Below are 12,763 nucleotides of genomic sequence, written 5' to 3' on the forward strand. Positions count from 1 at the left end.
CGAATTTAGATGCAATTGCATGTATATTGAATTGTACAGAGCGGCAAGCATCCGGTAAAATGAACAAAATCGAACGTGAGTATCACAAATGATCATACCAAGCAGGTGACGTATACATGGAAAGCAGTGATTTGAAAATTTTTCGGGCCGTCGCTCGCGAGGGCAGTATCACGAAGGCTGCGCAAGTTTTGAATTATGTACAGTCCAATGTGACCTCGCGGATTCAGCAGCTTGAGGCACAATTGAACGTACCGCTATTTCGCCGAACTAACCGGGGAATGACGTTAACGCCAGCAGGAGAGAATCTGCTGAAATATGCGGATACCATACTGACCTTGCTGGACGAGGCTGTAAAGTCCACTCAATATTCAGACCAGCCCGCGGGACCTTTGCGACTGGGCTCGATTGAGACGGCGGCGGTTACGCATCTGACCTCTTTATTGATGGAATATCACGCTCAATATCCTGATGTCCATCTATCGCTTATGACAGGCAGCACCCATGATCTCGTACAAAAGGTATTAAATTACGAATTAGATGGAGCGTTCGTCTATGGCCCCGTCGATGATCCGCATATAGAGCATGTTGCGGCGTTTGAAGAGGAGTTGGTACTCATCTCGGAACCGGGAGAAAGTGATATGAGCAAGTTGCTTGCCAAGCCTATGCTGTTCTTCGACGTAGGCTGCACGCATCGTACAAGAGCGGAAAGCTTTCTGAGCGAAGCAGGTGTGGATGCGTATCAGGTTATGGAGTTTGGGACATTGGAAGTCATTTTGGGTGGTGTAGCTTCTGGCCTGGGAGTGTCCATGCTGCCACAATCGTCGATTGCAAAGGCAGAGGAGGCGGGAAGTATTGCTTCTCATCGTTTACCTGAGGAATATCGTAAATTAGAGGTGTGGTTTGTTCATCGGCGGGATTCGGTTTACTCCAGTGCACTGTCAGGCTTGCTCCATTGGATGAAAAAGGATGCTATACTTAACTAGGATTAAATTGACATCAGGGGTGTATCATTTGGAAGAACCTAATTTATTGAAAAATCCATCTACAGTAGCTCCGGGAGAATTTGTGAGGAATGGCGGTTATCAGCGACGAGAACCGGATAAGATGGCAGTATTATCAGAAACATACGGTGCCTCTATCTTTTTCAGAAGATGGGCGGCTTGGATGATTGACTTCATTCTTATCGTCTTTGGGTACGGAGGGCTGGTATATTTTACAGCGGAAAAAGTAGCTGAAGCGGAAACCCCAAATATGGGTATGGTAGTGATGCTCTTCCTGATCGGCTCCTTCTGCTATTATCTGTTACTGGAAGGACTTACAGGTTATACGCTGGGCAAGTTTGTACTTCGTATTCAGGTTGTGAATGGAGAAGGAAGGCCGCCAGGCATGGTTAAATCCTTGATCCGCACTCTCATACATCTGGTGGATACGAATCCGCTGCTTTTCATGGGACTGCCCGCCGGTATATGTGTGCTGGTGACACCTCGGAAACAACGGATTGGAGATATGGCTGCGAATACATATGTGGTTAAGGTAAGGGATTTGGGAAAGGTGGGCAGAAAGAAAACCGGAATTATTGCAGGAGCAATCATCCTGACGACGATCATTTCAATTGTCTTTGCTGTATCTTTAATTTCTACGCTCATTACGCAAATCATGAAGCCTGAGGTATTTACCAGTAAGGATAGCCAGTTTGCGGTTACGGCTCCCTGGAATTGGTCACGAGATAATAGGATTAATGAGGATGCGGACATCGCCATTAAAAATGAATTTACCGAAAGATATCTGATTGTATTGTCTGAACCGAAAAGCGATTTTGACAGCAGTATGACTCTTCAAGAATATAAAGGAATCATTGAGGATCATTTGGTGTCAGGAATTACGGACCCTGAATTGGGGACCGCTTCAGATATGGTGGTGAACGGATATCCTGCCATTGAGTTTACCCTAAAAGGAAAAATAGATGGGAATCTGGCCATGTATAACGTGACCACGATTGAAACACCTTCGCATTATCATCAAGTGCTTGCTTGGACCTACGCTTCCCGCTATGGTCGAGCACAGCAAGAGCTGCGCAAGATTAGAGACAGTTTCCGCGAAATGAACATGCTGTGAAGTGAACATGAAGCAATGACGATGAATCGAAGTTATAAGGAAGTAAGTGGAACAAGCAGACAGCTTATAGAAGCGTCTGCTTGTTGTTTTATAAACTTCCTTTAAAAAACGAACATCAAAACGCAGTAGGCGGAATAGTAGATTTATATAGATAATTTGATCATACAATAGAGTGTCTAATCACTCGTAATCCAGCTACTTTCGCCACTTTGCCTTGTGGATGGGCCTTGAATTGAATCGTAACTTCATTCTTGTGGTTCGTCACAGATAGAGGAAGCTCATAGACGAACGTTTCGAATTTATTCATTTCCTCAGACTCCAGCTTGCCTTCCCCTAAAATCAGGCCATCCGCAGTGATGTCAAAGTCACTATGGGGACGGCTCAAGTCCTTCAAATAAGTAACCGCCAATTGGACAGGCTCATCCGGAAGCACCTTCATGACAAAAGAGAACCAGCCCCCAGGCCAGGTATCGCGATATTTGCGGTTATAGATGGACCCTAGACCTACATGCTCTCCAGTAAAGGCATGATCCCGTTCAGGCTGCATTTCGGCAGGCTGCACAACGTCCACTGTAAGTCGTTCCAGCTCTAGCTGATACGCTAACGCGGTACGATATTCTGCCTCGGTTGCTGTCCATTCGTCCTTGGAAAAGAGATCCCAATAGACGGTATATGAACGATCATACATCTGATAAAACGGACGAAGCTGCAAGTCTCCGATATAGCCTAAGTCGGTCATATGGAATGTATTAGGCTCGTTCCCGTCAGCAATCAGCTTCGTTGTCAGGGAATCGGTCGATCCGATCAGAACAGACGCAAGCAGACGTTCCTCGTTGGACTCCTGTTCAACAGGGCCAAGGTCCCCAGCCAGTACAAGCGGGCCGTACATAAAAGCAATTCGGTGTGGATTATCCGGCATTTCCTCGACTCTCACGGTCATAGGAATATCGTACTCGATCGTATCCCCATTGCTCCATTCCCGTTCCATTACAACGTAGCTGGTAGGACAGGCCTCTGTGACGTACTCTTCCCCGTTGATTTTAATCAGCATCCCTTGCTCCGCCCAATGCGGGCATCTTAGCTTGATCGCGAAGGATTTGGGCTGCTTGCTGATAACGCGCAGCGTTCCCCGTCCATTTTGCGGAAAGAGAGTGTCTTGTTTGAGCTGTACGCCCATCTCGTCCCATGTCACGGTAGAAGGGACATATTGATTGACATAGATCGCTTCTGGCGTGTGAAAATAAATTGCAGTGCCGTACATGGAGTGACTTTCCATACCGGACCCGACACAGCATGTGAAATCCTCATATTGAGAATTAAAGGACTTGTGTCCTCCCATTTCCAGCGATACAAAATAGCACACACGTCCATCTACAGGCTGCTGTGAAGCTAGAATATGATTGAACATCGCTCGTTCATAGTAGTCGGCATAGGCTGCATAGGCGTCCCACTCGAACATATGTCTTGTTAATTTCAGCATATTGTAGGTGTTACAAGTTTCACAGGTACCTTCGCCCAAACGGTCATTCAGCTTCCCAGGTTCACCAAAATGTTCATTATAACTATTGCCGCCGATCACGTAGGAATGCTTGTGAACCACCCGATCCCAGAAAAAGCGAGATAGGTCCGCATATTGCGGTTTCCCCGTCATTTCAAATTGCCGTGCAGCGCCAATGATTTTGGGGATTTGCGTATTGGCATGTCGCCCTGCCAACGTATCTTGGCTATCTGCGAGATCATTTAACACCTCTCCGTGATAAAAGCGTTCCGCCAGACTCAAAAAGCGTTCTTCTCCCGAATGTTCCGCCAGATCCGTTAGAACCTCATTCATACCGCCAAACTCGCAATGCAGCACCTGCTGCACCTGATCATCGTCCAGTCCTTGAAGTACATCCTCCAGCCAGTTGCCGAGTTTGATTTCTATAGACAGGGCCTTGGGATGATGCGCCAGCAGATGTGCATCACGCAAGCCCGCAAAAAGTTTGTGCATGGTATATAGTGGCACCCAACCACCGTTCAGATCAAAGCCCTGGGAGCGGATATCTCCGGCTTTTACTTCCTCGAAAATCTCTTTCCCACGTGGAATGCCGGAAATGTATCCGTTCCCATGACTGTTTTGGCATATTTCCAGTTCGTCGACTACATAGTTCACGCGTTCCAACAGTCTTTCGTCGTCTGTGGAGGCAAACATCAGTGCACAGCCGGACAGGTAGTGACCGAGTGTATGTCCGCTGATGCCACGCGCTTCCCAGCCTTCATAGTGAGCCGCTTTGGGCTCCAGTCCCGCATATTCACGAAAGCGCGATAATAAACGATCGGGTTCCAAACTCAGCAGGTAGGCCGTATTCAATTCCATCGCATGTAAAAGTGGGCTGGAATCAATTCTTACTTTATGCAAGTCAAAAGCTTTAGCTTTCAAAATCATCGCTCCTTAGCTAAGATGAAAGTGTATATTTCTCCACTACATTAGCATTGGAATCGCGGTATGTCAGTAGCTTAACCATACAATGGGTGGACAAATCCGAACATGAATCTAAAGAGGCGATAACATGACCTATCTAAAAGTAAATGTAGATGCTCCGATCCAACTGATCTCGGCAGGCGAGTTTGTTTCCGAGGTGCCTTGGAAGCATATGAGTCGCTCCATTGATAATTTTGAGCTGATCCTGGGTGTCCAAGAGACGGTATATATACGAGAGGAACGGGATGACTTTGAAGTAGGCGAGGGAGATATTCTATTGCTTTACCCCGGTCGTACGCATAAAGGATACCGGGAATCGTTGCCGGGCGTGAAATTTTATTGGTTTCATTTCGATGTTCCCATGATCCCGAATGTACTATCTAATGAGGAAATGAAGCAGGAAACAAGTGCTTTGGATGGGCTTTTGCAGCGTCACGGTGTGATGCGTGATATCTATTTACCGCAAAGTGTACAGGCAGACAACGGAGATCGGATTCATATTATCGTCAATCAGATTTTGCATGTAGCCAACTCACATTATCTTACGTATCACAGTGCCAATTATTTGTTCACCTCGCTGCTGATCGAGATATCAGAACTGGCGCTTAGCCGCTTGCTTTCCAATCCTGCTCATTCACAGGGGAATGTGAGTTTTAACAAAATTATTGAGTGGACCCGAATTCATGCCGAAGAGCCGCTGACCGTGACGGATTTAGCTCGAAAATTCAATTATAACAAGGATTATATCTCTCGTTTGTTCAAGCAAAACACAGGTATGCGCCCCTTGGAGTTCATTCACAGTATTCGTATCAACAAAGCCAAAGAGTTGATTTCCCGTACAGATATGAGCATTAAGCAGGTTGCCGAAGAGGCAGGCTATACCGATGAGAAGTATTTTATGCGTTTGTTCAAAAGGAGAGCCCACATGACTCCTTCCCAATACCGGAATGCCTATCACAAAACATTTATGAACAATGTCTAGTGCATTTCTACTAAAAGTTGGGTGCCACCGTCCATAGGAGGCAACTGGTGCAGTATTTGGTCAATTGACGGAGTCACTTAATATGGTAATCTGAGGGAAGGGTTTAAATGGTAGCAGGCTATGTTATTACTTGATGAAAAAGGGGCGAGCGAGATGCTACAACCACCATTAAAGGATGAACTGACTCGAATACTGGAAGGGTATTCACTGGATGAAGAGTTAAAAGAAGAGATTCATCAGGAAGCTCAAGCTGCTATACAATTTCATGTGGAGCATGAGGAAAACTACGAACACATTGGAAATAGTCGGATCGCCGGCTATCCAGATCTGCCACCCACGATAGAGTGGCCTTGTAATTTAGACGGGGAATATTATACGTTTATTGCTCAAATTAATTTGAGTGAGCTGCCTTTTTCACCATTTGAGGGATTGCCTCATCAGGGCATACTATACTTTTTTCTTGGGCTGGATGAGCCCGCCTATGATATTGACCATAAAATCTTTTACTATAACGGTGACAGCAGCGCTTTGCAGAAAACATTACCGCCCGCTGGGTGCGTAGAGGTTTCGGCAGAGCAACGAGATTTCACCGCCTATGCGATTTCCTTTCAGCCGATTATTACCCTTCGGTCGGAGGGTGAGCTAGGAGATATTCTTGTAGATCAGTACGAAGAGCTGTATGAGCTTGTATGTGAACAAAGTGACACGGTGTGGGGGCAGCATCAATCTTTTGCAGGGAACACCCGGCGGGATGCTTATCTACGCCGAAACGGGCTTGAGGGTCTTCTGTTTAACTGGCATAAGAGTGAGAGTCAGATTCATAAGGAAATCGAGCAAGCTACGCATAGGGGAAGTACGGATTATGCGGAGCATTTACGATCCGAAGTGCTGCCTCAGCTACAAGAATATCAAACGAATCGGGAAAAGCACGATCAGGCTTCGGAAAATTGGCATGTTCTGCTCTCGGTCTCTTCTTTGGACGAGGTTGGTATGTGCTGGTGGGACGCAGGGTATTTGGAATTTTTTATAGATCAAAGAGACTTGCAAAACCTTGACTTCACGCGAACATATGTCAATCTAGCTACGAGCTAGCTAAAGTTCTAGACTGGGAAAATAAAGTATTAAACGGACGTTGTTTCATTCAGCTTACGGGCAGATTAGTTTAACTCTAGAAATAAGAAAAGGGAACAAGCGTTCTTTACATGTGTTATATATGAGTATATAATCAAAACGAACCGGAGATCTGGTTTGCTTGATAAAACAATGTAGATTCTTCTTTGGTGTAAGAATTTTATAAATAACTCAATTTTGGAGGGTCTGTATGCCATATTGTAAAGTCAAGAATGCCAATATATATTACGAGGAAATTGGTACAGGCAAACCGATTATAATGATTCATGGTTTTACACCAGACCATCGGTTAATGAGTGGGTGCATGGAACCGATATTTGAAGGTAATTCCGATTGGCGTCGTATCTATCTTGACCTGCCTGGAATGGGACAAACAAAGGATTACGATCAAATATGTAATTCAGATGATATGCTAGAAGCAGTTATAAATTTTATTGAAACTCTTGTCCCAAACGAGGATTATCTCATAGCAGGCGAATCGTACGGTGGATATATTACAAGGGGAATAATTAATAGACATAAAGATCGTATTGGTGGAGCTGCTCTGATTTGTCCATTAATTATTCCTGAACACAAAAGAAGAATACTGCCCGAGCATTTTGTTGTTCATTGTGATCGCGAGTTTATGGGCACCTTAAGTGAAGAGCAAATAAGTGATTTTAGCGCAAATCAAGTCGTTCTCAATGAATATAATTGGAAAAGGTATTCTGAAGAGATAGTGGCAGGTTGTAAGATCGCTGACTACGATTTTCTTAGCAAGATTCAAAGAAACTATGGGTTTTCCACCAATATAGATAAATTAGTTTTTGATAAACCAACAGTATTTACTCTTGGGCGACAAGATGCAGTCGTTGGTTACATAGATGCTTTTAGAATTTTAGATAATTATCCTAGAGCAACCTTCGCCGTTTTAGATCGAGCAGGGCATAATCTTCAGATTGAACAGGTTCTATTATTTGAGTCACTTATGCGTGAGTGGCTTGAAAGAGTAACAGAGTTTGGATTTTAGTTGTATATTAATCCATGAACTAACGGGAAACGTTGATTCAATGAAACAACGAAAACCTAGGACTTTATTTTCTGCTGACAGTATGATTGGAATGATAAAATGCAAAGGCCCTTCTGGCTTTCCATCAGGGAAGCAGCGGAAGGGCTTTTGTTATATATACTTGCCTATACGGGGAGTTTATTTATATCCGCTGCACGGTGAACTCGAATTCCAGCATTTGATCGGCTGTAATTTGGTATTCTTCATGTACCGGGGCTCCCCAGCTATCGTCGCCGCCTACGCCCATTTGCTTGCCAGCTACGGTGACAACGGTATAGTACACGTTGGGTAGCTCATATAGATGGTAGGCACTTTCCAGCTCAAACGCTGTATACGGCGAAATATTACATTCCACAGGCGCGGTGGCAGGTGCAGTAATGCGAATGCCTCGCTGGGAATCGTCGGTAATATCGACACGGCGCACGCCTGTACGATTGCCGGATTCCTGCGGCACGACATACCCGGATACGTTATCCGCAGCTTCGTTGCGGAATACGCCTAGTCTCGCGCCAAAGGCACGGTCGATGTAATTCTCTTCCGGTCCCATCGCGTACCAGTCCAGATGGCGGTAGTCTGCCGGAACCTTGAACGAAAGGGCAAAGATCGGCAGGTTAGGCAGTCCTGAGACGCCTTCATAAGTCGATTTTACGTTCAGACTGCCATCTGCCAAGACGGTGTAGGCTACCGTTACCTGTGCGTCCGTATGAATGCTCAGCGTGTAGCGGAATGCAACAGTTACACGGTCTGTCTGCTCTTCCGTGACCTCGATGCCCACGCATTTACGTGTCAGACTTGCAGCGAACCAGCCACCGGCTTCAAAGCCCAGTGCGGTTCCCCGATCATTGTCTGTGGTCGCCCGCCAGAACAATGGAGCAGGAGGTGTAGCGATCATCTCACGTCCGGCGTAGCGAAGTGAAGTCAGGCTACCTGCTCCTTTGGAGAACATGATACTGAAATCTGCACCGTGAACGCCAATATTTACATCGCCATGCACCACTCGTAAGGCACCGACCGTAGGGAGCTGCAGCGGATTTGGATCTTCCACGATGAAAATATGCTGTCCGAAGGCCACTTCGTGTCCAGCCTCAGCCCAGAGCGTCGCTTCCTTCAAAACCAGAGCGGTGTGAATGACGTACTCACCGGGCTTCTCGTCTGTGCTTGGGAACGTCAGTGGAATATACGCTTCGGTCTGAGCCGCCACATCCACATGAATGGCATTACGTGCGATCTCTTGGCCCTCATGCAGCAGGCTGTATACAAGCTCGTAGTCCCCCGTTCCTTCGAACAGGTTTTCATTGCGAATGGTTACACCGCTGCGATCCGGGGTGAGCTTCAGATTTTGATACAGGAATTTGACCTCCTGCATCTTCGGCGAAACCTTCCGATCTGCATAGACAATTCCGTCCGTACAGAAGCCATAGTCTGTAGCACGGTCGTCAAAGTCGCCGCCGATCGCGAGGTACTCGCGTCCATAGCGATCTTTTTTCATAACAGCCTGATCAATATAATCCCAAATAAAACCGCCCTGATATAGCTCGTATTTGTTTTCCAGCTCGGTATACTTGTGCATGCCGCCTACGGAATTGCCCATCGCATGCATATATTCGCAACTGATATACGGCTTTTGTGGATTATCGTTTAAGTATTGCTCGATATCTGCAGGCTTGGCGTACATCCGGCTCTCCATATCGCTAGTATCATCGTACGTACGGTTATGAAACACGCCTTCGTAATGCACTAGACGGCTCGGATCGGTGGTTCGGAAATAGTTAGCTACATTGCGCAGCACTTCGCCTGCATACGACTCATTGCCGCAGGACCAGATCAGAATGGACGCGTGGTTTTTGTCCCGTTCCAGCATGGAAATGGCGCGATCCATGACGATATCTTGCCACTCAGGCAGATTGGCAGGAATATTCCACGATGGCTCGACGGCACCGAGTTTTTGCCAGGAACCGTGTGTTTCCAAGTTCATTTCATCAATTACATAGACTCCGTACTCATCGCATAGCTCATACCACAGAGTCTGGTTTGGATAATGAGAGGTGCGGACAGCATTCATATTGTTCTGCTTGAGCGTCCGAATATCCCACAGCATATCTTCACGGGAAATCGCACGTCCGGTGCGAGCGTTAAATTCATGGCGGTTCACACCTTTAAAGACGATACGTTTGCCGTTCAAATGCATGACCTTGTTGATCAACTCAAATTTACGGAAGCCGATTTTTTGTGGAATAACTTCCACGAGCGATCCACTGGCATCATAAATTTGAATGAACAACGTGTACAAATAGGGTTTCTCCGCGCTCCAGCGCTGCACTTGCTCCAAGGTGGCTGATAGCGAAGCGGTGCCATCCGTAAAGTCAGCTTTCAAAGAAGCTACAACATGGCCGACAGCATTTTTCACATCGACAGTTGCATAGGCAGTTGCTGGTTTTTCCAAGGTCAATTTTAGCTCCAGAAGGCCCTGTGTGTAGGAAGCATCCAGATCTGCCTTGGCATGCAGGTCACGTACGTGAACCGTAGGGATGGTATAGAGATATACGTCTCTGAAAATACCGGAAAAACGCCAAAAGTCTTGATCCTCCAGCCATGCCCCTGTACTTCTTTGATATACCTCTACCGCCAGCTTGTTTTCGCCAGCTTGCAAGAACGGTGTCAGTTCAAAGTCAGACGGCGTGAAGCTGTCCTCGCTATAACCGACAAATTGTCCGTTCAACCATACATAGAAAGCCGACTCGACGCCTTGGAAAGAAATGAACACAGGCTGCGCGTCGGAAGCCATATTTTCCGGCAAAACGAAGCTTTTGATATAGCTCCCGACCGGGTTGTGATCCTCCGGAATATGGGGTGGGCGAACGTCCGAATGTCCGTCCCACGGATACATCGTATTCACGTACTGCATTTGGCCAAAGCCTTGCGTCTGAATGTGACCCGGCACCTGAATATCACTCCAGCCGCCGTACTCAAAGCCAGGAGTATAGAACTCTACCGGACGGCTGGCTGGATTTGTTGCATAGTTAAACTTCCAGCTCCCATTCAGGCTATGACGCCAAGCCATATCAGCTTGCTGCTCCGCTTCCTGAAGCGTAGCGTAATATTTGTGATCGGAATAGGCGGGCAGCCGATGTACAGCAAATTTGGTTACGTCGGTCAGCCAGTCCAGACTAGGGGGTTGGATGGTCAAGGCGAACACTCCTTATTTTTAAAATTGAAATGAAGAACGTACACAGAAATCTGTTATTTTACCGAACCCACCATGCCCGCTACAAAGTGTTTCTGCATCAGGAAAAATACCAGTGCAGTCGGAAGTGTGGACAGGACAATGGCGATCATGATGACACCGTAATCCGGTGCATAGCTGGAGCCGAGGTTCGAGATCAACAGCGGAATCGTTTGATTTTCCGGCGTTTGCAGCACAATCAGAGGCCAGAGGTAGTTGTTCCAACTGGACATGAATGTGATGATCGCGGCAGCGGCATAGGTTGTTTTCATTGTAGGCATGTATACCCGGAAGAACAGACCCAGCTCGGACAATCCATCCATACGACCTGCCTCCAGTAGATCTTTGGGAAACATCTTGGTGCTTTGACGGAAAAAGAAGATCAGGAACGCCGTAGTTACGGTCGGAATGACGACAGAAGAGAGCGTATCAATACCGATCCACGGTATGACATTAGAAATGCTGCCGAACATCCGGTAGAGCGGGATCATGATCGCCGCAAACGGAATCATCATAGACATCAGCAGGATATTGAAGACAACGTCTTTCGCTTTACTTCTGTAAATTTCAAAGCCATAACCAGCCAATGACGCGATTAGCATAGCCAGCAGCGTAGTTGAGATGGAGACTTTTGCAGAGTTACTGAGTGCGGTAACGATGTCCACTTTTTCAAGCAAATTGTGCATGTTATCCATCAGATGGGAGCCAGGCAGCAGCTTGCCCTTGGTCACATCGACCGACAGGTTCGTGGCGCTGGATAGCATCCACAGGAACGGGAAAATCGAAACGAACGACACAAGGATCAGAAAGGCGTACGTAAATGCTCTTTTTGTTTTCATCATTTTTTCTCACCTGCCACTTTGAACTGGATAATCGACAAGATAATGATCATAATGACGATGGAATAAGATACGGTCGCCGCATAACCAAAGTCGGATGAATACTTGAAGGACAGATTGTAAATATATTGCGAAATTGAAGATGTCGCGTTCCCTGGCCCACCTTTGGTAATATTCATAATTTCATCGAAGAGTTGGAGTGTACCAATCGTTGATGTAATCGAAGTGAACAGGATAATCGGCTTAAGCAGTGGAACCGTAATGCTGAAGAACTGTCGGATCGGGGAAGCTCCGTCAATACGGGCCGCTTCGTAGATGGAACTGTCAATGTTCTGAAGACCGGACAGGTAAAAGATCATATTATAACCAGTCCAGCGCCATGTGATCGCGATAATAATCGTAACCTTGGCCCAGAAAGGATCTGTAATCCATTGGATGGGCGTGCCAATCACGTGCAGATTCAGCAATAAGGAGTTTACCAGACCGTCGGACGAGAACAGGTACTTGAAGACAACGGAATAGGCTACAAGGGATGTGATACACGGCAAGAAGATAGCGGTGCGGAAAAAGCCCTTGAATTTCAGGTTTTTATCATTCAACAATACCGAAATGAACAGAGCCAGAATGACCATCAAAGGCACCTGGAAAATTAAATAGATAAACGTATTCTTCACGGCGGTTATAAACATTTTATCGGTGAAGAGTCGCTTGTAGTTATCAATGCCGTTAAAGCTCAGATTAGACCCTGTACCTGTCTTAAAGGACAAGATAAGCGCCTGAATCATCGGATAGAAATAAAAAGCGGCGATCATGATCACTGCGATGGATATGAACAACCATCCTGTCATACCTGCTTTGAGACGTGTTGTAGTTATTTTGGGCGCGGCTGTCTTCATACCATGTCAACTCCCTGTGCAGCAATAAAACCTTGAACTCGCAAGCCCAAGGTTTTAAGTGCTTTTCG

The 12,763-nt window shown here is 46.3% G+C and carries 9 protein-coding genes; 5 read left to right on the plus strand and 4 right to left on the minus strand.

What is annotated here, in order from left to right:
• Nucleotides 1-116 precede the first annotated feature (116 nt).
• The gene (locus tag MKY75_RS01100; protein WP_340884028.1) at nucleotides 117-983 is read left to right on the plus strand and encodes a LysR family transcriptional regulator; all 867 of its coding nucleotides are present in this window, start codon (nucleotides 117-119) and stop codon (nucleotides 981-983) included.
• Nucleotides 967-2,115 (plus strand): RDD family protein, encoded by a 1,149-nt coding sequence (locus tag MKY75_RS01105; RefSeq protein ID WP_340884030.1) that lies wholly within the window; start codon nucleotides 967-969, stop codon nucleotides 2,113-2,115. The genes MKY75_RS01100 and MKY75_RS01105 overlap by 17 nt, the downstream gene beginning before the upstream one ends.
• 160 nt (nucleotides 2,116-2,275) lie before the next feature.
• On the opposite strand, the gene MKY75_RS01110 is transcribed toward MKY75_RS01105, so the two are convergent.
• A complete protein-coding gene (locus tag MKY75_RS01110) occupies nucleotides 2,276-4,534 on the minus strand; it encodes a beta-L-arabinofuranosidase domain-containing protein (RefSeq protein ID WP_340884033.1) in 2,259 nt (752 codons plus the stop codon).
• A 130-nt stretch (nucleotides 4,535-4,664) separates the two neighbouring features.
• Between MKY75_RS01110 and MKY75_RS01115 the strand changes: the two genes are divergently transcribed.
• From MKY75_RS01115 to MKY75_RS01125, 3 genes are all read left to right on the plus strand, one after another.
• Complete coding sequence (locus MKY75_RS01115; RefSeq protein ID WP_340884035.1) at nucleotides 4,665-5,558, plus strand: AraC family transcriptional regulator; 894 nt, start codon at nucleotides 4,665-4,667, stop codon at nucleotides 5,556-5,558.
• A 153-nt stretch (nucleotides 5,559-5,711) separates the two neighbouring features.
• Nucleotides 5,712-6,650, plus strand: coding sequence for a YwqG family protein (locus MKY75_RS01120; RefSeq protein WP_340884037.1), 939 nt, complete (start codon nucleotides 5,712-5,714; stop codon nucleotides 6,648-6,650).
• A gap of 229 nt (nucleotides 6,651-6,879) precedes the next feature.
• Nucleotides 6,880-7,698: an alpha/beta fold hydrolase gene (locus MKY75_RS01125; protein WP_340884039.1), complete on the plus strand. Its 819-nt coding sequence runs from the start codon at nucleotides 6,880-6,882 to the stop codon at nucleotides 7,696-7,698.
• Nucleotides 7,699-7,879: 181 nt separating this feature from the next.
• On the opposite strand, the gene MKY75_RS01130 is transcribed toward MKY75_RS01125, so the two are convergent.
• Genes MKY75_RS01130 through MKY75_RS01140 form a run of 3 tightly spaced genes read right to left on the minus strand, consistent with a single transcriptional unit; the run spans nucleotide 7,880 to nucleotide 12,695 of the window.
• Nucleotides 7,880-10,924 carry a glycoside hydrolase family 2 TIM barrel-domain containing protein gene (locus MKY75_RS01130; RefSeq protein WP_165149312.1) on the minus strand — a complete coding sequence of 1,015 codons (3,045 nt, stop codon included), beginning with the start codon at nucleotides 10,922-10,924 and terminating at the stop codon, nucleotides 7,880-7,882.
• Between the two features lie 53 nt (nucleotides 10,925-10,977).
• Nucleotides 10,978-11,802 carry a carbohydrate ABC transporter permease gene (locus MKY75_RS01135; protein ID WP_013308300.1) on the minus strand — a complete coding sequence of 275 codons (825 nt, stop codon included), beginning with the start codon at nucleotides 11,800-11,802 and terminating at the stop codon, nucleotides 10,978-10,980.
• A complete protein-coding gene (locus MKY75_RS01140) occupies nucleotides 11,799-12,695 on the minus strand; it encodes a carbohydrate ABC transporter permease (RefSeq protein ID WP_013308301.1) in 897 nt (298 codons plus the stop codon). Before MKY75_RS01140 ends, MKY75_RS01135 begins: the two co-directional genes overlap by 4 nt.
• Between the last annotated feature and the right edge of the window lie 68 nt (nucleotides 12,696-12,763).

This window comes from Paenibacillus sp. FSL L8-0663 (assembly GCF_038008125.1).
Lineage (GTDB): Bacteria > Bacillota > Bacilli > Paenibacillales > Paenibacillaceae > Paenibacillus > Paenibacillus polymyxa_D.